Raw genomic sequence first — 21,703 nt, 5'->3', positions numbered from 1 at the left:
TAGTGTCGTTTTGGCGAGCGACACGGACCCGTAGGAGCGAGGCTTGCCCGCGAAGCTTTTAACGGCGGGAGAAAGTGTCTGCGCGACTGCCCGACACCTTGCGGCAATGCACCAGCGCGTCGCGAATCATGAAGTTCACCAGGGTCGGCGAAACACCCAGTTCCTTGGCGATGTCCTTTTGCGGCACGCCGTGCAGGCGGTACATCTCGAAGGCGTAGCGGGTGCGGCTCGGCAGCTCCGTCAGCGCGTCGGCGATGTTTTCCAGGGTCGAAAAATTGATGTGCGAGGTTTCCGGCGAAGCGCCTTGAATCACCACGTTCAGCCCTTCTTCTTCAGGCCCCGAATACTTCTGCTCCAACGCCTGTTTGCGGTAGTGGTCGATCGCCAGGTTACGCACGATCTGGAACAGGTAACTGAGCTGAGCCTTGATCGAGGAGGTGATCTGCGGCGCCGATTGCAGGCGGAAGAACGCATCCTGAACCACATCTTCGGCACGGGATCGGCAGCCGGTAATACGGGCGGCAATCTTGACCAGAATCAGTCGATTGTCCACGAATGCCTGAAGTAGCGGTGAATCGCACCTGCTTGTGGATACTTGTTCCGTCATGGAAATCACCTTGCTGCAAATGGGGTCGTGGGACGACGGGTATATCGGAGCCGTCCTACACATCGAGCGACAAATTATTCTGAATGATAATGATTGTCAATTGAGAAAGAGAACTAATCCTTCTCTTAAGTGAGCAGTGAGAACTGCGACACGCTGCCGCACTCAGCCCCCGTTGGCGATCAAGCCTGCCGACTAATTATTTCAAGACGTCATCCGTTCTCATTGGTGAATGGCTCCGGGCGCAAGCCCCGGCCAAAACAGCATTCCCAATGCCTTACGCGGTCGGCGAAGACCGCGTCCTGCATGCCCCTGATGGGGCGTGAAAGCAGAAAACCGATTCCACTTGCAAGCCGAATTCAGGCAGGAAACCTCATGACCGACGCGTTCAAAATACCTGGCACACTGGTCCAAGCCCTTCAGCGCCGCGCGGCCCTGACGCCGGATCGGGTGGCCTTGCGTTTTCTCGCCGAAACCCCGGATCAGACGGTGGTGCTCAGTTATCGCGAACTGGATCAGCGGGCGCGCACCATTGCCGGCGCGTTGCAGGCCGAAACTGATTTTGGTGATCGCGCGGTGCTGCTGTTTCCCAGCGGTCCGGACTACGTCGCGGCGTTTTTTGGTTGCCTGTATGCGGGCGTGATCGCGGTGCCGGCTTATCCGCCGGAGTCGGCCAAGCGTCATCATCAGGAGCGCCTGCTGTCGATCATCAGCGACGCCGAACCGCGCCTGCTGCTGACCAGCGCCGGCCAGCGCGACGCGTTGCTGCAAATCGAAGGCGCGCCGCCGCTGCTGTGCGTCGACACCCTCGACGGTGCACTGGCCGCAAAGTGGGTCGAACCGAATCTCGAAGGCGACCACATTGCCTTCCTGCAATACACCTCGGGCTCCACCGCGCTGCCAAAAGGCGTGCAAGTCAGCCATGGCAACCTGGTCGCCAATGAGTTGCTCATTCGCCACGGTTTCGGCATCGACCTGAACCCTGACGACGTGATCGTCAGCTGGCTGCCGCTGTACCACGACATGGGTTTGATCGGCGGTCTGTTGCAGCCGATTTTCAGCGGCGTGCCGTGCGTGTTGATGTCGCCGGCGTACTTCCTCGGTCGGCCGCTGCGCTGGCTCGAAGCGATCAGCGAGTACGGTGGCACCATCAGCGGTGGGCCGGATTTTGCCTACCGTCTGTGCAGCGAACGTGTCAGTGAATCGGCGCTGGAACGCCTCGACCTCAGCGGCTGGCGCGTGGCGTATTCCGGTTCCGAACCGATTCGCCTCGACACTCTCGATCGTTTCGCCGAGAAGTTCGCGACTTGCGGTTTCACCCCGGACAGTTTCATGGCGTCTTACGGCTTGGCCGAGGCCACGTTGTTCGTCGCCGGTACACCCCGTGGCCAAGGCATCGGCAACCTGCGCGTGGATGATCAGGCGTTGGCGCAAAACCGTGCCGAAGCGGGTGAAGGCAGCGCGATCATGAGTTGCGGCATCAGCCAGCCGGATCACGCGGTGCTGATTATCGACCCATTGGCGCTGACCGAACTGGCCGACAACACAGTCGGCGAAGTCTGGGCCACCGGGCCGAGCATCGCCCATGGCTACTGGCGCAACCCCGAGGCCAGCGCCAAGACCTTTGTTCAACACGCCGGCAAAACCTGGCTGCGCACCGGCGACCTGGGTTTCATGCGCAACAGCGAGCTGTTCATCACCGGTCGCCTGAAAGACATGCTGATCGTTCGCGGTCACAACCTGTACCCGCAGGACATCGAGCAGACCATCGAGCGTGAAGTGGAAGTGGTGCGCAAAGGTCGCGTCGCCGCGTTCGCCGTGAATATCGACGGTCAGGAAGGCATCGGCATCGCCGCGGAAATCAGCCGCAGCGTACAGAAAATCCTGCCGCCCGAGGCACTGATCAAAGCCATCCGCCAGGCGGTGGCCGAGGCGTATCAGGAAGCACCGAGCGTGGTGGTGTTACTCAATCCGGGCGCATTGCCAAAAACCTCCAGCGGCAAGCTGCAACGTTCGGCGTGCCGTAATCGGCTGGCGGATGGCAGCCTCGACAGCTACGCACTGTTCCCATCGGCGACCCCTGAAAACCAGGCAAAAACCGAGTCGGGTTCCGAGCTGCAAAGCTTGATCGGCCAGATCTGGGCCGAGCAATTGCAGGTGAAACAGATCGGTGCCGATGACCACTTCTTCCTGCTCGGTGGCAACTCCATCGCCGCCACTCAGGTGGTTGCGCGTTTGCGCGAAGAGTTGGGTCTGGAGCTGAACCTGCGCCTGCTGTTTGAAGCGCCGACCCTCGGTGCATTTACCGCGGTGGTCGCACAGCAACAACAGGATGGCGGCCTGGCCCAAGGCGCGATCAGCACGCTGTCGCGCAGCGAAGCGATGCCGCAATCCCTCGCGCAAAACCGTTTGTGGATTACCTGGCAGCTCGACCCGCAAAGCAGCGCCTACAACATTCCCGGCGCCTTGCGTTTGCGTGGCGAACTGGATGAAGACGCCCTGCGCGCCAGTTTCCAGCACCTGATCGAACGCCACGAATCCCTGCGCACGCGCTTCTTCGAACGTGACGGCGTGGCGCTGCAACAGGTCATTGCCGCTGGCGAATTCAACCTGCAACGGATCGACATCAGCGATTTGCCCGTCGCCGAGCGTGAAGCCCGCGCGCAGCAAATCCGCGAGGACGAAGCGCACACCCAGTTCGATCTGGAGAAAGGTCCGCTGCTGTGGGTGACGCTGGTGCGCCTCGATGACGAGGATCACCAGTTGCTGGTGACGCTGCACCACATCATCGCCGATGGTTGGTCGCTGAACGTGCTGATCGACGAGTTCTCGCGCCTGTATGCCGCTGCGTCCCAAGGGCAAACGGCAACGTTCGCGCCATTGCCGACCCAGTACGCCGACTACGGCAGCTGGCAGCGTCAATGGCTGGCGCAAGGTGAGGGCGAGCGGCAACTGGCCTACTGGAAAACGCAGTTGGGCGAGGAGCATCCGACCCTGAGCCTGGCCACCGATCACCCGCGTTCGGCGCAACACCGTCACAGCGCCGCGCGCCACACCGTGCGTTTGGCTGCCCCCCTCAGCGAGGCGATTCGCCAGACTGCCCAGGCCCACGACGCCACCTCATTCATGCTGTTGCTCACGGCGTTCCAGAGCCTGTTGCACCGTTACAGTGGCCAAACCGACATTCGCATCGGCGTGCCGAACGCCAACCGTCCGCGCCTGGAAACCCAGGGCCTGATCGGCTTCTTCATCAACACCCAGGTGCTGCGCGCCGAGGTGGATTCGCGGTTGCCGTTTGTTGAACTGTTGGCGCAAACCCGCCAGACAGCCTTGGGCGCCCAGGCGCATCAGGACCTGCCGTTCGAACAACTGCTGGAAGCGTTCCCGCAGGCCCGTGAACAAGGCTTGTTCCAGGTCATGTTCAACCATCAGCAACGGGACCTGAGCGCACTGCGTCGCTTGCCCGGGCTGCTCGCCGAAGAACTGCCGTGGCACAGCCGCGAAGCCAAGTTCGATTTGCAATTGCACAGTGAGGAAGACCGTAACGGTCGCCTGAGCCTGTCGTTCGACTACGCCAGCGAGCTGTTTGACGCCACTACCATCGAGCGTCTGGCCGAGCATTTCAGCAACCTGCTGCGAGCCATTTGCGAGCAGCCGGTCACCACCGTCGGCGACCTGCAACTGTTGACCGCGAGCGAGCACGATCAGCAAGCCTCGTGGAGCGTCGCACCGTGCACACCGGCCAGCCAATGGCTGCCGGAACTGCTGAACGAACAGGCGCGCCTGACCCCGGAGCGCACCGCGCTGCTGTGGGACGGCGGCAGCCTGGACTTCGCCGAACTGCACGCCAAGGCCAACCGCCTCGCGCATTACCTGCGCGACAAAGGCGTCGGCCCGGACGTTTGCGTGGCCATCGCCGCCGAGCGTTCGCCGCAACTGTTGATCGGCCTGTTGGCGATCATCAAGGCCGGTGGTGCCTACGTGCCGCTGGACCCGGATTACCCGGCCGAGCGCCTGGCGTACATGCTCGGCGACAGCGGCGTCGAATTGCTCCTGACCCAAACCGAATTGCTCGACCGGCTGCCGGCCACCGATGGCGTCAGTGTGATCGCCATGGATGCACTGCACCTGGAGAACTGGCCGAGCCAGGCGCCGGGCCTGCATCTGCACGGCGACAACCTTGCGTATGTGATTTACACCTCCGGCTCCACCGGCCAGCCGAAGGGCGTCGGCAACACCCACGCGGCGCTCGCCGAACGCCTGCAATGGATGCAGAACACCTATCGCCTGAACGACACCGACGTGCTGATGCAAAAGGCGCCGATCAGTTTTGACGTGTCGGTGTGGGAATGCTTCTGGCCTCTGATTACCGGGGCGCGTTTGCTGATTGCCGGGCCCGGTGAGCACCGCGATCCGCACCGCATTGCCCAACTGGTTCAGCAATACGGGATGACCACGCTGCACTTTGTGCCGCCACTGCTTTCGTTGTTTATCGACGAGCCGCTCACCGCCGAATGCACCAGCCTGCGCCGTGTGTTCTCGGGCGGCGAAGCCTTGCCGGCGGAACTGCGCAACCGCGTGCTGGAGCAACTGCCGACCGTGCAACTGCACAACCGTTATGGCCCGACTGAAACCGCGATCAACGTCACTCATTGGCATTGCAGCACGGCCGATGGCGAGCGCTCGCCGATTGGCCGTCCGTTGGGCAACGTGATTTGCCGCGTGCTCGACAGCGAGCTCTACCCGGTGCCGGCTGGTGTGCCCGGTGAGTTGTGCATCAGCGGCATCGGTCTGGCCCGGGGGTATCTGGGGCGTCCGGGGCTGACGGCCGAACGTTTTGTCGTTGACCCGTTGGGCGAGCAGGGCGCACGTCTGTATCGCACCGGCGACCGCGCCCGTTGGACCGCCGATGGCGTGATCGAATACCTCGGCCGTCTCGATCAGCAGGTCAAACTGCGGGGCTTTCGCGTCGAACCGGAAGAAATCGAAGCGCGCCTGCTGGCGCAGGACGGTGTCGCGCAAGCCGTGGTGCTGGTGCGCGAAACCGCCGCTGGCGGGCAGTTGATCGGTTACTACACGGCCAGCGAAACCAGTGAATCCGAAGACACTCAAACCGCTCGCCTGAAAGCCGCGCTGGCGTCCGAGCTGCCGGAGTACATGGTCCCGGTGCAGCTGATGCGCCTTGACGAAATGCCCCTCAGCCCAAGCGGCAAACTCGACCGCCGTGCCTTGCCGGAGCCGCAATGGCAGGTGCGCGAACACGTCGAGCCGGTGACTGAACTTGAACAGCAGATCGCCGCGATCTGGCGTGAAGTGCTGGGCTTGAAGCAGATCGGTCTGCGCGACGACTTCTTCGCCCTCGGCGGCCACTCGCTGCTGGCCACGCAAATCATCTCCCGCACCCGTCAGGCCTGCGACGTCGAATTGCCGCTGCGCGCGTTGTTCGAAAACAGTGAGCTGGGGGCATTCTCCCGGCAGGCTCAACAGATTCAGGCCAGCGGCAACACCAACAAACAACCGCCGATTGAAAAGGTCGACCGCAGCCAACCGGTGCCGCTGTCCTATTCCCAGCAGCGCATGTGGTTCCTCTGGCAGATGGAGCCGGACAGCCCGGCCTACAACGTCGGCGGCATGGCGCGGTTGCGCGGGGTGCTGGACATCGGGCGCTTCGAGACGGCGTTGCAAGCGCTGATCATGCGTCACGAAACCTTGCGCACCACGTTCCCGAGCATCGACGGCGTGGCGCAACAGCGCGTGCACCCGGAAACCGGGATGCGCATGGACTGGAAGGATTTTTCCGCGCTGGACGCCGACTTGCGCGAACAGCGGGTGCAGGCATTGGCCGACAGCGAAGCGCATCAACCCTTCGATCTGGAAACCGGGCCGCTGCTGCGCGCCTGCCTGGTCAAGACCGCCGAGCAGGAACATTACCTGGTGCTGACCCTGCACCACATCGTCACCGAAGGCTGGGCGATGGACATTTTCGCCCGGGAACTCAGTGCGCTTTACGAAGCGTTCGTCGATGACCGCGAGTCGCCACTGGCGCCGCTGCCGGTGCAATACCTGGATTACAGCGTCTGGCAGCGTCAGTGGCTGGAGTCCGGCGAACGTCAGCGCCAGCTCGACTACTGGACCGCGCAACTGGGGCGCGAACATCCATTGCTGGAGTTGCCCGCCGACCGTCCGCGTCCTGCGGTGCAAAGCCATCAGGGCGAGCTGTTCCGTTTCGACCTGAGCGATGATCTCGCGGCTCGGGTCCGCGCCTTCAACGCGCAAAACGGCCTGACCCTGTTCATGACCATGACCGCCGCGCTGGCCGTGCTGCTTTACCGCTACAGCGGCCAGACCGACCTGCGCATCGGCGCGCCGGTGGCCAACCGCATTCGCCCGGAAAGCGAAGGGCTGATCGGTGCGTTCCTCAACACCCAAGTGCTGCGTTGCCAGCTCGATGGGCAGATGTCCGTTGGCGAACTGTTCGAGCAAGTGCGCCACACCGTAATCGAAGGCCAGTCCCATCAGGACCTGCCGTTCGATCATTTGGTTGAAGCGTTGCAGCCTCCGCGCAGCGCTGCGTACAACCCGCTGTTCCAGGTGATGTGCAACGTGCAGCGCTGGGAATTCCAGCAGAGCCGCACGCTGGCCGGCATGACGGTCGAGTATCTGGCGAACGATGCGCGAGCAACCAAATTCGACCTCAACCTGGAAGTGACCGACCTCGATCATCGGTTGGGTTGCTGCCTGACTTACAGCACCGATCTGTTCGATGAACCGCGCATTGCGCGCATGGCCGGGCACTGGCGCAATCTGCTGGAAGCGTTGCTGGCCGATCCGCAACAGCGCCTCAGTGAACTGCCGTTGCTCGAAACCACGGAACAGCAAAAGCTGCTCGACAGCCTGGGCATCGAACCGGGTGAACATCGACTGGATCAGTGCATTCATCACCTGTTCAGTGAACAGGCGCTGGTGCGCAAGGATGCGCCGGCGCTGACGTTCGCCGGGCAAACCCTGAGCTACGCCGAACTCGATAGCCGCGCCAATCGCCTGGCCTGGATGCTGCGTGAACGGGGTGTCGGGCCGCAGGTTCGCGTCGGTCTGGCACTTGAGCGGTCGCTGGAAATGGTCATCGGCCTGCTGGCGATCCTCAAGGCTGGAGGCGCTTATGTGCCGCTCGATCCGGAATACCCGCTCGATCGCCTGCATTACATGATCGAAGACAGCGGCATCGGTTTGCTGCTCAGCGATGCGGCGATGTTCCAGGCCCTGGGTGATCTGCCGACAACCGTCAGTCGCTGGTGCCTCGAAGATGACGCTGCCGAATTGGCCAACTACCCGGCCACCGAGCTGCCGTTCATCAGCCTGCCGCAGCATCAGGCGTACCTGATTTACACCTCCGGCTCCACCGGCAAGCCGAAAGGCGTGGTGGTGTCCCACGGTGAAATTGCCATGCACTGCCAAGCGGTGATCGAACGCTTTGGCATGCGTGCGGACGACTGCGAACTGCACTTCTATTCGATCAACTTCGACGCCGCGACCGAGCGTCTGCTGGTGCCGTTGTTGAGCGGTGCGCAAGTGGTCTTGCGTGCTCAAGGGCAGTGGGACGCAGAAGAAATCTGCGGATTGATCCGTCGCCACCACATCAACATCCTCGGCTTCACCCCAAGCTATGGCAGCCAATTGGCGCAGTGGCTGGCGACTCAGGGCGAAACCTTGCCGGTGCGCATGTGCATCACCGGCGGCGAAGCCCTGACAGGCGAGCACTTGCAGCGCATTCGCGCAGCGTTCAAACCGAGCCTGTTCTTCAACGCCTACGGCCCGACCGAAACGGTGGTCATGCCGTTGGCCAGTCTTGCACCGCAGCAGCTTGAAGAAGGGTTGGGCAGTGTGCCGATCGGCAGCGTGATCGGTGCTCGCGTGGCCTACATTCTCGATGCCGATCTGGCACTGGTGCCGCAAGGCGCGACTGGTGAGTTATACGTTGGCGGTGCCGGTCTGGCCCAGGGTTATCACGACCGTCCGGGCATCACGGCGGAACGCTTCGTGGCCAACCCGTTCGTGGCCGATGGTGGGCGGATTTATCGCACCGGCGACCTGGTGCGGCAGCGCGCCGACGGTCTGGTGGAATACCTCGGCCGCATCGACCATCAAGTGAAAATCCGCGGTTTCCGCATCGAACTGGGCGAGATCGAAACCCGTCTGCTGGACCATGAATCGATCCGTGAAGCGGTGGTGCTGGCGCTGGACGCCCTGAGCGGCAAACAACTGGTCGGCTATCTGGTCACCGAAGTGGCTGAGCAGGACGAAGCGCAACAAGCCCAATTGCGCGAAGCCCTCAAGGCTCACCTGAAATCGCAACTGCCGGAATACATGGTGCCGACGCATCTGATCCTGCTGGCGAGCATGCCGCTGACTGCCAACGGCAAACTCGACCGTCGCGCACTGCCGGCACCGGATCCCGAGCTGAATCGTCAGGACTATGTAGCGCCAAGCAACGAGCTGGAACTGACATTGGCGCAGATCTGGTGCGAAGTGCTGAACGTCGCGCAAGTCGGCCTCAACGATAACTTCTTCGAACTGGGTGGCGACTCGATCCTGTCGATCCAGGTGGTCAGCCGCGCGCGGCAGCAGGGCATTCACTTCAGCCCGCGTGACCTGTTCCAGCACCAGACAGTTCAAACACTCGCCGCCGTGGCCAGCCGCACCGAGCAGGTTACGGCCGAGCAGGGTTTGCTCACCGGCGAATCGCGTCTGACCCCGATCCAGCACTGGTTCTTCGACACCGACATGCCCGAGCGTCAGCACTGGAACCAGGCGTTGTTGCTGGAACCGACCGTTGCGCTGGAACCTCATCGCCTTGAGCAAGCGCTGCTGGCGGTGATCGAGCAGCACGACGCCTTGCGCCTGCGCTTCACCGAGGCGAGCGGCGCATGGACGGCGGCGCACCAGAAGGTGGGAGACGCTCCCGTGTTGTGGCAAGTGCATGTGCCGGCGATGGATAAATGCGCGGCTTTGTTTGCCGATGCCCAGCGCAGCCTCGACCTCGAACAGGGGCCGTTGATGCGGGTGCTGCTGATCGATGGTCCCGAGGGCCAGCAACGGCTGTTCTTCGCGATCCATCACTTGGTGGTGGACGGCGTTTCCTGGCGTGTATTACTGGACGATCTGCAAACGGTGTATCGCCAACTGGCGGCTGGGCAGTCGGTGAAACTGCCGGCGAAAACCAGCGCCTTCAAGGATTGGGCAGCCCGCTTGCAGGCGTATGCCGGCAGCGAATCCCTACGTGAAGAACTGAGCTGGTGGCAGTCGCAGCTGGCCGGCCCGAGCGTCGAATTGCCGTGTGATCGCCCTGAGGGCGGCCGGCAGAATTGTCATGCGCAAACCGTCAGCGTACGCCTCGACGGCGAGTTCACTCGCCAGTTGCTGCAACAGGCACCGAGCGCCTATCGCACCCAGGTCAACGACCTGTTGCTGACGGCATTGGCCCGCGTGCTGTGCCGCTGGAGCGGGAATGAATCAGCGCTGATCCAACTTGAAGGCCACGGTCGCGAGGCACTGTTCGACGAGATCGACCTGACCCGCACTGTCGGCTGGTTCACCAGCGCCTACCCGCTGCGCCTGACACCCTTCAACATTGAGGAAGCCGCCGGCCAGGGCGCTTCGATCAAGGCGATCAAGGAACAACTGCGCGGCGTGCCGCACAAGGGTCTGGGCTATGGCGTGTTGCGTTACCTCGCCGACGACCTGTGCCGCGAAGCCATGGCCGCGTTGCCGGTGGCGCCGATCACCTTCAACTACCTCGGCCAGTTCGACCAGAGCTTTGGCGCGGACGCGTTGTTCCGTCCACTGGATGAACCGGTCGGTGCCGCCCACGATCCGAAAGCGCCGCTGCCTAACGAGTTGAGCGTTGACAGTCAGGTCTACGGCGGTGAATTGGTGCTGCGCTGGACCTTCAGCGCCGAGCGCCACGATCCGCAAACCATCAGCGAACTGGCGGACGCCTACCTCGGCGAATTGCAGAGCCTGATCGTGCATTGCCTGCGTGACGAGGCGGGCGGCCTGACGCCGTCGGACTTCCCGCTGGCGAAGCTGACCCAGCCGCAACTCGATGCACTGCCGATTCCGGCCGCCGCCATCGAAGACGTCTACCCGCTGACCCCGATGCAGGAAGGCATGCTGCTGCACACCTTGCTCGAACCGGGCACCGGCCTCTACTACATGCAGGACCGCTACCGCATCAACAGCGCGCTCGATCCGCAACGTTTTGCCGAGGCCTGGCAAGCGGTGATCGCCCGTCACGAAGCCTTGCGTGCATCGTTCTGCTGGAACGTTGGCGAGGACATGCTGCAGGTTATCCACAAGCCGGGCAGCACGCCGATCGAGTCCCTCGACTGGACGGCAATCGCCGAGGACGAGCAAGAGCCAAAGTTGCAGGCGTTGCTGAAAAGCGAGCGTGAAGCCGGGTTCGATCTGCTGAATCAGGCACCGTTCCACCTGCGTTTGATCAAGGTTGGCGAAGCGCGCTACTGGTTCATGATGAGCAACCACCACATCCTCATCGATGCCTGGTGCCGCTCGTTGCTGATGAACGATTTCTTCGAAATCTACACCGCGTTGGGTGAAGGTCGCGAAGCCCAACTGGCTGTGCCGCCGCGCTACCGCGACTACATCGGCTGGCTGCAACGCCAGAGCCTGGCCGAAGCGCGGCAGTGGTGGAAAACCAACCTGCAAGGCTTCGAACGGACCACGCCGATCCCGAGCGACCGGCCGTTCCTGCGTGAACATGCCGGCGACAGCGGCGGCATGATCGTCGGCGACCGCTACACCCGACTCGATGCCCGCGACGGTGCGCAACTGCGTGAACTGGCGCAGGCCCATCAACTGACCATCAACACCTTCGCCCAAGCGGCGTGGGCCCTGGTCTTGCGGCGTTTGAGCGGTGATCGCGACGTGCTGTTCGGCGTCACGGTGGCCGGGCGCCCGGTGGAAATGCCGGAGATGCAACGCACCGTCGGACTGTTCATCAACAGCATCGCGCTGCGGGTGAAGATGCCGGAAGACGACCAGCGTTGCAGCGTTCGTCAGTGGCTGAGCGGCTTGCTCGACAGCAACATGCAACTGCGCGAGTACGAATACCTGCCGCTAGTGAGCATTCAGGAAAACAGCGAATTGCCGAAGGGCCAACCGCTGTTCGACAGCTTGTTCGTGTTTGAAAACGCGCCGGTGGAAGTCTCGGTACTGGACCGTGCGCAGAGCCTCAACGCGACCTCGGATTCGGGCCGCACCCACACCAACTTCCCGCTGACGGCGGTGTGCTATCCGGGTGATGACCTGGGCTTGCACCTGTCTTACGACCAGCGTTATTTCGATGAGTCGACCGTTGAACGCATGCTCGGCGAGTTCAAGCGCCTGTTGCTGGCGCTGGTCGAAGGTTTCCATGGCGACATGGCGGACTTGCCGCTGCTGGGTGCCGAGGAACAGTATTTCCTGATCCACGGCTGCAACCAGAGCGAACACGATTACCCGTTGGAGCAGAGCTACGTTGCGTTGTTTGAAGCGCAGGTTGCGCAGCATCCGCAACGGATCGCCGCCAGTTGCCTCGATCAGCAACACAGCTACGCCGAACTGAACCAGCGCAGCAACCGTCTCGGCCATGCGCTGACGGCAGCCGGTGTCGGGCTGGATCAGCCGGTGGCGTTGCTGGCCGAACGTAACCTCGATCTGCTCGGAATGATCATCGGCAGCTTCAAGGCCGGCGCGGGTTATCTGCCGCTGGATCCGGGGCTGCCAAGTCAGCGCCTGAGCCGGATCATCGACCTGAGCCGCACGCCATTGCTGGTCTGCACCCAGGCCTGTCGCGAACAGGCGGTGGCGTTGCTGGAGGAATTCGGTTGCGCCAATCGGCCACGGTTGCTGGTGTGGGAGGAGGTGCAGGCGAGTGAAGTGTCGGTGGTGAATCCGGGCATCTACAGCGGCCCGGACAACCTTGCCTACGTGATCTACACCTCGGGTTCGACCGGCCTGCCCAAAGGTGTGATGGTCGAGCAGCGCGGTATGCTCAACAACCAATTGAGCAAGCTGCCGTACCTGAACCTCAGCGCTGCCGATGTGATCGCGCAGACCGCTTCGCAAAGCTTCGACATTTCGGTCTGGCAGTTCCTTGCCGCACCGTTGTTCGGTGCACGGGTGGACATCGTGCCGAACACCATTGCCCACGATCCGCAAGGCTTGCTGGCGCATGTGTCAGCCCAAGGCATCACCGTGCTGGAAAGCGTGCCGTCGCTGATTCAGGGCATGCTCGCCCAGGAACGCATGAGCCTCGACGGCCTGCGCTGGATGCTGCCGACCGGTGAGGCGATGCCGCCGGAACTCGCGCACCAATGGTTGCTGCGCTACCCGGACATCGGGCTGGTGAATGCTTACGGTCCGGCGGAATGTTCGGACGACGTGGCGTTCTTCCGTGTCGACATGGCGTCGACTCGCGGCAGTTACTTGCCGATTGGCACGCCGACCGACAACAACCGTTTGTACCTGCTCGATGGCGCGCTGGACCTGGTGCCGTTGGGTGCGGTGGGCGAACTGTGCGTGGCCGGCACCGGTGTCGGGCGCGGTTATGTCAGCGATCCGCTGCGTACGGCGCAGGTGTTTGTGCCGAACCCGTTTGGCGCGCCGGGCGATCGTCTGTATCGCACCGGCGACCTTGCCCGTCGTCGCAGTGACGGCGTGCTGGAGTACGTTGGGCGCGTCGACCATCAGGTGAAAATTCGCGGCTACCGCATCGAGCTGGGTGAAATCGAAGCGCGTCTGCATGAGCAACCGGAGGTGCGCGAAGCGGCGGTTGGTGTGCAGGAAGGCGTGAACGGCAAGCATCTGGTCGGCTATTTGGTTGCGACTGATTCTTCACTTAATCCGACTGAGCGCCTGGAGCGCATCAAGCAACGCCTGCGCGCCGAGCTGCCGGAATACATGGTGCCGCTGCACTGGTTGTGGCTGGAACGGATGCCGCTCAATGCCAACGGCAAACTGGACCGCAAGGCACTGCCGGCGCTGGAGATCGGTCAGTTGCAGAGCCAGGACTATCAGGCGCCGCGCAATGAGCTAGAGCAGACGTTGGCGGGTATCTGGGCCGAGGTGTTGAAGGTCGAAAAGGTCGGTGTGCGCGACAACTTCTTCGAGTTGGGCGGGCATTCGCTGCTGGCGACGCAGATTGCGTCGCGGGTGCAGAAAGCCCTGCAACGGGACGTACCGCTGCGGGCGATGTTCGAGTGCAGCACGGTGGAGGAATTGGCTGAGTACATCGACGGGTTGGCGGCGAGTGACATCACCGAGGACAAGGTCGATCGGTTGAATGACTTGATGGCGGAGTTGGAGGGTCTGTAATTCTCTAGCGTCTGTAAGGGCCTATTCGCCAGCAGGCTGGCTCCCACATTTGAACTGTGTTCGCAGAACAAAATGTGGGAGCCAGCCTGCTGGCGATGGGGCCTCTTAAAGCACCACAAGGTTGACTGTGGAACCACAGCAGCACAGTCTCCCTGCTCCGGTTTTCACAAAGGAAACAGTCAATGCCCTTCGTTACGATTGACGGACAACCCCTTCACTACATCGATCAAGGCACCGGCCCTGCCGTATTGCTCGCCGGCAGCTACCTCTGGGACCAAACCATGTGGGCGCCGCAGATCGCCGCCCTGTCGCAGCAATACCGGGTCATCGCCCTGGACCTGTGGGGCCACGGTGAGTCAGGCTCGCTACCCGAAGGCACGCAATCGCTGGATGACATTGCACGTCAGGCGCTGGCCTTGCTCGATCATCTGCACATCGACCGTGTCACGCTGGTCGGTCTTTCCGTCGGTGGCATGTGGGGCGTGCGCCTGGCGCTGTCGGTTCCACAGCGTATCAACGGCCTGGTGCTGATGGACACCTACGTCGGTGTCGAACCTGAACCCACTCGCCAATACTATTTCTCGCTGTTCAAACAGATCGAAGACAGCGGCGTGATTGCACCGCAACTGCTCGACATCGTCGTGCCGATTTTCTTCCGTCCGGGCATAGACCCGCAGTCGGCGCTTTATCAGGATTTCCGCGCAAAACTGGCTGCGCTGCCGCCAGAGCGTCTGCGCGAAAGTATCGTGCCGATGGGGCGGATCACATTTGGGCGCGATGATGTGTTGCCGCGACTGGGCGAGCTGGAGGCTGAGGCCACGCTGGTGATGTGTGGTGATCAGGACAAGCCGCGACCACCGTCGGAAACCATTGAAATGGCCGAGTTGATCGGTTGCCCGTATGTGCTGGTGCCGGAGGCGGGGCATATCTCCAATCTGGAGAATCCGCGGTTTGTGACTGAGGTGTTGCTGGAGTTTCTAGCCCGGAAAAATTAGTCGATCTTGCTGACGCCTTCGCGGGCAAGCCTCGCTCCTACAGAAGCACGCGATCTATTGTAGGAGCGAGGCTTGCCCGCGAAGGGGCCGGTGAATTCACTTCGGCCCGAGAATCTTCACCAGTTTGTCCGGCGACGGCGCGCCTTGCTGCTGTTGCAGCTCGCCCTTGTCGTCCATGTAGAAAATCGCCGGCGTGGCCTGCAATTCCAGGTCTTCCATCAACTGCATGTTCGCCGCCAGTTTCGCCTGAATCGCCGGCGGTACTTCTTTCAGCGCCTTCAGCGTACTGGCCTTGCCAGCCCCTTCGTGGTCTTGCAGGGCTTTTTGTGGATCCTTGGCGGCCAGCAATGCCGCGGATTTGCCCGGGCTGTCTTCACGAATGATCCCGACCATGATGTGCCGCAACTGCACCTTGCCGGCCTTCACCCACGGCCGCGCCTGTTCCCAGAACACGTTGCAGTAAGGGCAGTTCGGATCGCTGAACAGGTACACCACGCGCGGCGCATCCTTGTTGCCGTCACCGATCCAGTTGCTCGCTTCCATCTTGCCCCAGATTTCCTTGGCCATCGGCGCGTACACCAGTTTCTGCAATGGCGCGCTGCTCAGGTCTTTGCCGTCGGCGTCATACAAATTGCCCAGCAACACATGTTTGCCATCCGGCGTCAGGTACAGCGCCATGCCACGGTTCTGGTACTGCGCGGCATAACCGCGCAAACCATCGGGCGCATCGAACTGGCCGACGATTTTCGCGCCCTTGACTTCGATCTTCTTGATCGCTTCGGGCAATTCTTCGGCAGCCTGTACCGACGGCAGGTGCAGCAGGGCGGCGCCCAGGGTCAGCGTCAGCAGGTGGCGGAGGCGGGGCATGGCAGTTTCCTTGAAGAAGTGGACGGTGTGGCCGGATTCGGGGTGTCAAAGTTTTCCAGGGCGCGGGCCAGGCTGGCGTCCGACAGTTCACCCAGATGACTGCCCAGCAAGCGACCGTCAGGGCTATAGAACAGCGTAGTCGGCAATGCCATCGAACCCACGGCCTGACCCAATCGACCGCTGCCGTCGAACAGTACGTTGGACAGGCTCAGGCCCTGGGTTTCCAGAAAGGTGCTGACGCTTTGCATGCTTTCCGCCTGATTGACGAACAGGAAGGTCAGGTCCGGGCGGTGTTGCTGAGCGTTTTCCAGCACCGGCATTTCCCGGCGGCACGGCGGGCACCAGGTGGCCCAGAGATTGATCACCAGCGGCCCGCCCTTGTAGTCGGCCAGTTGCACCGTTTCACCGGCGGCGTTGCGCAGGGTGATGTCCGGCAGGCGTGTGCCTTGTTCGTAAATGCTCAGGGAGAACGTCGCGAGCAACCAGAACGCCAGGCCACTGGCTACGCCAAAGCCCAGTGGGCGACGTAAACCCGGTTGACGCCAGCCTCGATACACTGCGGCCAGCAGCAGCGCGATCACACCCGGCCAGGCGAGAAAGCCACCGTCGCGCAGGTCGATGACTTGCCACGGATCGTCACGATAATGTTTCCAGTACAGCGCGACGAAACTTATTCGGGCCGCCAGCATGCCCAGCAGGAACAGGCTGAACAGCACCGACTCGGGATTTTCACCGCCACGCTTGGCCGCCCGCCAGCCGACAAACGTCGCCAGCGCCAGGGCACTGATCAGCAGCAGGTGGTTAAGCGCGATGGCAAACGTGCCGAGGGTAAAAGTCAGCATTAACGGGCGTCTCGGGTGGTGGTCCAGCGTTGCAGGAAGGTGTCGGCATCGACCTCGCCGGTGATGCGCTGGCTGCGACGTTCGATGCCATCGGCGCCGATCCACAGAAAACTCGGTGGCCCCGGCACTTTATAACGGCCAAGCAGTTCGCGGCTGGCGGCATTGTCGGCGGTGACGTCCAGCCGTAGCAAGCGCACATCGCTCAAGGCGTCGAGCACGCGGGGTTGGCCGAACACCTGTTTTTCCATGACCTTGCACGACACACACCAGTCGGCGTAGTAGTCCAGCAGCACCCATTGGCCCTGAGCTTGTGCGGCATCGAGTTCCCGTTGCAGAGCGGCCGGGTCCTTGATTGTGGTGAAAGCCTCGTGGCCGACCGGGCGGGCGACATTGCCCGCATTGGCGGCGCTATAGACCTGCAGCGGTTTCAACAGGTCATCACCGCCGCCCGCCGCACCGATCATCAACAGACTGCCCCACAGGCCGAGCAGCAATGAGCTGGCACCGAACAGATGCGCGACCCGCCCGAAACCTTGCGACTGCTTCCAGGCGCTGTAGGCGGCAATCAGTAACAACGCACCGCACAGACCGATCCACAGCGACTCATCCAGTACCGGGCGCAACATCAACAACGCGGTGGCGAGGAACAGGAAGCCGAACACGCCTTTGAGCAGGTTCATCCAGGCCCCGGGTTTGGGCAGGAAGCGGTTGCCGACGGTCACCAGCAACAACAGCGGCACACCGATGCCGATGCCCATGGCAAACAGAATCAACCCGCCGTGCAGCGCATTGCCGCTTTGCGCGATGTAGAGCAGGGCGCCGGCCAGCGGAGCGGTCATGCACGGACCGACCAGCAGACCGGACAGCGCGCCCAGCACACCAGCGCCAATCAGGCTGCCACCGCGCTGATTGCGCGAGACGTTTTCCAGCCGATCGCGCACGGCGACGGGCAGCTGCAACTCGAAGAAGCCGAACATCGGCAACGCCAGCAGCACAAACACGGCGGCGAAACTGCCCAGCAACCAAGGGTTTTGCAGCAGTGCCTGCAAATTCGCACCGAGCAGCGCCGCCAGAACGCCCATCGCCGCATACACCAGCGCCATGCTTACGACATAGCTGGTGGCCAAGGCAAATCCGCGTTTGGGCGTCGCGCCACTGCCGACGATCATACCGGCCAGAATCGGCAGCATCGGCAATGAGCAAGGGGTGAAGGCCAGCAGCAGGCCCAGACCGAAGAACACCAACAAGCTCCAACCCAACGCCCGTTGTTGCAGACTGCTGGCCAGGGCTTGATCCGGCGCTTCATTGGCCGCCGAAGCGACAACACTGCCGCCCAGATCCACGACCTGGGTTTGCGGCGGATAACACAATCCGGCATCGGCGCAGCCCTGGAAGCCGACCTTGATCTGGCCGGTCGCGCCCGCCGGGATCTTCAGCTCCAGGCCCTGGCGATAAACCTGCTGATCGCCGAAGAATTCATCACTGTGAGACTCGCCTTCAGGTAACACAGGGTGCAGCTCAGCGGGCAACCCATCGAACTTAAGGCGTTTCTGATAAAGGTAATAACCGTCGGTGATCTGCCAATAGAGTTGCGTTTCACCCGACTCAAGGCGCTCGGACGTGAAGACGAACGCTTTTTCCACTGGCAGGAATTCAGGTTTGGTTTCGAACGGATTGGTCCCTGCCTGGGCCAGACCCGAGATCAAGAGTGCAAAAAACAAAAACAATCGACGCATTGGGTAAGCCTTGTCCCTGTGCAAGTGAGGTGCACAATGTGGGGCGGCGATTAACCGATGATTAACCGCTGCCCCAATGTGGACTCAGTCTCGGAACAGACCTGGCCAAGCCTCGTCATTCATCCCGTGTGGACCGGATTGCAGTCGGTTTTGCTGGACGTTGTAGATGAGAAATTGGCCTCTATTCAGGAAGATGTAGTAGTGGCTGTCGGCAAACGTTCTATCGTTTTGTGCAGCTGTAATGATTCGGTGTTTGAATCGTTCTAATCCTGGCATTGAGGTGGCGGTGATTTCTTCGTGGATCAGTCGGTTTTTTAGATAGTCAAAAGAGAGGTAGTATCCGTCATTGAGGAGGAATCGAAACAGAAATTTTTTGCCCCCAAGTTGCCACCAGGTCCCCGCTACGATGCGGTCGAAGTAAGGGAGTATGGGTGCCCATATCGAACTTTCAACGCGATAGTACTTCACTGCCTTATCTTGATCCTGGTCGTATTTACAAACCATCGGGATCTCGCCGTGGTAATAAAACAACCAGGCGAAGTCGTCAGATCCGTCGCTGTTGTCCAGGTCTGTGGTGGTGAAGCCGAACCGCAAATGTTCGGCGTTTTGGTGAAAACCGGGCCATGAGGATTGCGTGGTTTCTCTGGGGAAGTCGTCAGGGACTCGATGATCACCCAGATCAAATCGAGTGTATGTGTTCGTGTCTTTGAAGAAGAAGTAAATACGGTCTTTGCCAGAGCGCCAATCTATGGCGACGAAGTTGTTGAGGTTTGGCATGGGCTGACTCCTTTCAGCAGGGTGAAGACTATTCTTTCAGTTTGATAAAGTCTTCTTGGGTTTGTGTGGTTGATTGTTGTATTGCATGTTTTGCTGTGGGGGTAAGCTTATCGTGGTAAGTATTTTTTATAATAAGAATTTTAGAGTTGATTGTTTCGCCATGAAACTAAGTTGGTCTGACAGGCTGGCTTAATTAGGATGACAGAAAGCTGCGCTGTTCGTCGGCCACGACAGTTGCCATAATTGCGCCTTAATCCTCACCTGATTGACTCGCGTTTTTTCTCCTGGAGCACCCATGCACGTACTGGTTTGCGAAGACGATGAGCTGATCGCCAGCGGCATTGTCGCCGGCCTCACTGCCCAGGGCCTGACGGTGGAGCACGTCAACACTGCCTCGAAGGCCCGGGCCATGCTCAAGGTCGCCGAGTTCGACGTGATGGTGCTCGACCTCGGTCTGCCGGATGAAGACGGGCTCAAGCTATTGCAGCAGTTGCGCCATCATGGCCTGGAGATTCCGGTGCTGATCCTCACCGCCCGGGATTCGGTGACCGACCGCGTCGACGGCCTGCAAGCGGGGGCCGACGATTACCTGCTCAAGCCGTTCGACCTGCGCGAACTCGCCGCACGCCTGCACACGTTGTTGCGACGGGTGGCGGGGCGCAGCGTCAACCTGATCGAACACGGCCGCTTGACGTACGACCCGAGCAGCCGCGAAACCATGCTTGGCGGTCAGCCGGTGGACCTTTCCCGTCGCGAACAGTCACTGTTGCAAGCCTTGTTGCACAACCGTGGCCGGGTGCTGTCCACCGAGCAGTTGAAAGACAGCGTCTATGGGTTCAACGACGAACTGGAAAGCAACGCCCTCAACGTGCATATCCATCACCTGCGGCGCAAACTGGGTAATGGCATTGTCGAGACCGTGCGCGGCCTGGGCTACCGCCTGGGGCCGGCCGATGATGGAGAGGAAGTGAAAAAGTGATGAGCCTGCGTTTGCGCCTGAGCCTGACGCTCGGCGCCGCATTTGCGCTGATCTGGGCCCTGGCAGCGGCCTGGATGCTCAGCGACCTGCGCAACCAGATGATGTTTTCTCTCGACCAGCGATTGGTGGCATCGGCGCGCATGGTCGCCGGCCTGATGGAGCAACTGCCGCCGTTGCCGACCAAGGGCGAGGGCACCCATTTCAGTGCGGAACAACTGAATATTCCGGGCGGGATGGCGTGTCAGGTCAGCTCGCTGCGCGGCGAAATCCTCGCCCGCAGCCACACCGATCCACAACAAACACTGCAAGCCGAAAAAATGGGCTTCCACGATCAGATGATCGACGGCGCGCCGTGGCGCAGTTTCACCCTGGCCCGTGGCGATCTGCGCATCACCACGGCGGATCGGCAGATCGAACGTGAAGCGCTCAACATGTCGATCCTGCTGGCCGCGTCGGTGCCGGTGGGCGTGGCGTTGCTGGGTTGCCTGTGCCTGCTGTGGCTGGGGATCGGCCAGGGCCTGGCGCCGCTGAACCGCATGCGCGATGCCTTGATGCGTCGCAGTGCCGACTCGCTGGAACCCTTGCAGATTCAGCCGCTGCCCAGTGAGTTGCAACCGTTGTTGGACACTCAGAACCAGCTGTTCCAGCGCATCGGCAAGACCATCGAGCGCGAACGCCGTCTGACCGGCGACGCGGCCCACGAACTGCGCAGCCCGCTGACGGCCATCAAAACCCACCTGCAAGTGGCGCGCATGACCGATGGCGCGGCACGGGATCAGTCCCTGGCACGGGCCGAAGAGGGCGCCGACCGTCTGCACCGCACGCTTGAGCAATTGTTGTTGCTGGCAAGGGTCGAGGGCAGTCTGTCGTTCGACGACGGTGTGCAATGCAGCGCCGAGCAAGTGGCGAAACTGGCGATTCAGGATGCCGCCAGCGGTGATCGTCAGCGGATCCAATTCAAGCTGCCGCCGAAGCTCTCCCACGCGCCGGTGCAAATGCCGGCGGTGCTGTCGATCGCGGCGTTGCGCAACCTGCTGGACAACGCCCTGCGCCATACCCCGAACGACGGTGCGGTAGAACTGAGCCTGGTAACCACCGGCAACCGCGTGCAGTTCGTCGTGCGCGATCATGGACCGGGCATTGCCGAGGACGATATGCAACACCTGACCCAACGCTTCTGGCGCAACGGACAGAGCACCGGCTGCGGTCTGGGGTTGGCGATTGTCCAGGCGATTGTTCAGCGTTGTGGCTGCACGCTGCATTTCGACAGCCGGCCGGATGGCTTGCGGGTCGAGCTGACGATGCCGTTGCAAACGGTCTAACAAACGACATACATCCTTGTAGGAGCAGAGCTTGCTCGCGAAGGCGTCCGTACATTCAACGTTGATGTTAACTGTACGGACGTCTTCGCGAGCAAGCTCTGCTCCTACAGGGGGGCTGTTGCACATCAAATGTAACGTCTCGCCATTGGCGTTCCGACGGTCACCAGCGCTATCGTCCCCGGCAGCTTTTTCTCAATGGATTGAGGT

At 61.6% G+C, this 21,703-nt stretch carries 9 protein-coding genes; 4 read left to right on the top strand and 5 right to left on the bottom strand.

Annotated elements, in window-relative coordinates; genetic code table 11:
• Positions 1-58 precede the first annotated feature (58 nt).
• Positions 59-607 (bottom strand): RNA polymerase factor sigma-70, encoded by a 549-nt coding sequence (locus KGA82_RS26315; protein ID WP_008030278.1) that lies wholly within the window; start codon positions 605-607, stop codon positions 59-61.
• A gap of 372 nt (positions 608-979) precedes the next feature.
• Between KGA82_RS26315 and KGA82_RS26310 the strand changes: the two genes are divergently transcribed.
• A complete protein-coding gene (locus tag KGA82_RS26310; protein WP_223453110.1) occupies positions 980-13,978 on the top strand; it encodes a non-ribosomal peptide synthetase in 12,999 nt (4,332 codons plus the stop codon).
• A gap of 182 nt (positions 13,979-14,160) precedes the next feature.
• Positions 14,161-14,973, top strand: coding sequence for an alpha/beta fold hydrolase (locus tag KGA82_RS26305; protein WP_223435031.1), 813 nt, complete (start codon positions 14,161-14,163; stop codon positions 14,971-14,973).
• Between the two features lie 96 nt (positions 14,974-15,069).
• Here the strand turns inward: KGA82_RS26305 and dsbG are convergent, their stop codons facing one another.
• The 4 genes from dsbG to KGA82_RS26285 form a co-directional block, all read right to left on the bottom strand.
• The gene (dsbG, locus tag KGA82_RS26300; RefSeq protein WP_223453109.1) at positions 15,070-15,840 is read right to left on the bottom strand and encodes a thiol:disulfide interchange protein DsbG; all 771 of its coding nucleotides are present in this window, start codon (positions 15,838-15,840) and stop codon (positions 15,070-15,072) included.
• Positions 15,816-16,682 carry a TlpA disulfide reductase family protein gene (locus KGA82_RS26295; RefSeq protein ID WP_008044449.1) on the bottom strand — a complete coding sequence of 289 codons (867 nt, stop codon included), beginning with the start codon at positions 16,680-16,682 and terminating at the stop codon, positions 15,816-15,818. Before KGA82_RS26295 ends, dsbG begins: the two co-directional genes overlap by 25 nt.
• Complete coding sequence (gene dsbD / locus KGA82_RS26290) at positions 16,682-18,418, bottom strand: protein-disulfide reductase DsbD (RefSeq protein ID WP_223453108.1); 1,737 nt, start codon at positions 18,416-18,418, stop codon at positions 16,682-16,684. The genes KGA82_RS26295 and dsbD overlap by 1 nt, the downstream gene beginning before the upstream one ends.
• Positions 18,419-18,502: 84 nt before the next feature.
• Positions 18,503-19,195: a hypothetical protein gene (locus KGA82_RS26285; protein WP_223453107.1), complete on the bottom strand. Its 693-nt coding sequence runs from the start codon at positions 19,193-19,195 to the stop codon at positions 18,503-18,505.
• A 295-nt stretch (positions 19,196-19,490) separates the two neighbouring features.
• On the opposite strand from KGA82_RS26285, the gene KGA82_RS26280 reads away from it, so the two are divergent.
• Together KGA82_RS26280 and KGA82_RS26275 are read left to right on the top strand one after the other, a co-directional pair.
• On the top strand, positions 19,491-20,174 hold the full coding sequence (locus KGA82_RS26280) for a response regulator (protein WP_008033711.1): 684 nt from the start codon (positions 19,491-19,493) through the stop codon (positions 20,172-20,174).
• Positions 20,171-21,496 (top strand): ATP-binding protein, encoded by a 1,326-nt coding sequence (locus KGA82_RS26275; RefSeq protein WP_223453106.1) that lies wholly within the window; start codon positions 20,171-20,173, stop codon positions 21,494-21,496. The genes KGA82_RS26280 and KGA82_RS26275 overlap by 4 nt, the downstream gene beginning before the upstream one ends.
• The last annotated feature ends 207 nt before the right edge of the window (positions 21,497-21,703 follow it).

Source organism: Pseudomonas sp. BF-RE-22 (genome assembly GCF_019956155.1).
Lineage (GTDB): Bacteria > Pseudomonadota > Gammaproteobacteria > Pseudomonadales > Pseudomonadaceae > Aquipseudomonas > Aquipseudomonas migulae.
The sequence above is the reverse complement of the archived record's forward strand: the minus strand, read 5'-3'. Positions and strand labels throughout refer to the sequence as shown.

Coding starts and splice junctions, on each gene's coding strand:
- KGA82_RS26315 (WP_008030278.1), bottom strand. CDS start 607: ATGACGGAACAAGTATCCACAAGCAGGTGCGATTCACCGCTACTTCAG.
- KGA82_RS26310 (WP_223453110.1), top strand. CDS start 980: ATGACCGACGCGTTCAAAATACCTGGCACACTGGTCCAAGCCCTTCAG.
- KGA82_RS26305 (WP_223435031.1), top strand. CDS start 14,161: ATGCCCTTCGTTACGATTGACGGACAACCCCTTCACTACATCGATCAA.
- dsbG (WP_223453109.1), bottom strand. CDS start 15,840: ATGCCCCGCCTCCGCCACCTGCTGACGCTGACCCTGGGCGCCGCCCTG.
- KGA82_RS26295 (WP_008044449.1), bottom strand. CDS start 16,682: ATGCTGACTTTTACCCTCGGCACGTTTGCCATCGCGCTTAACCACCTG.
- dsbD (WP_223453108.1), bottom strand. CDS start 18,418: ATGCGTCGATTGTTTTTGTTTTTTGCACTCTTGATCTCGGGTCTGGCC.
- KGA82_RS26285 (WP_223453107.1), bottom strand. CDS start 19,195: ATGCCAAACCTCAACAACTTCGTCGCCATAGATTGGCGCTCTGGCAAA.
- KGA82_RS26280 (WP_008033711.1), top strand. CDS start 19,491: ATGCACGTACTGGTTTGCGAAGACGATGAGCTGATCGCCAGCGGCATT.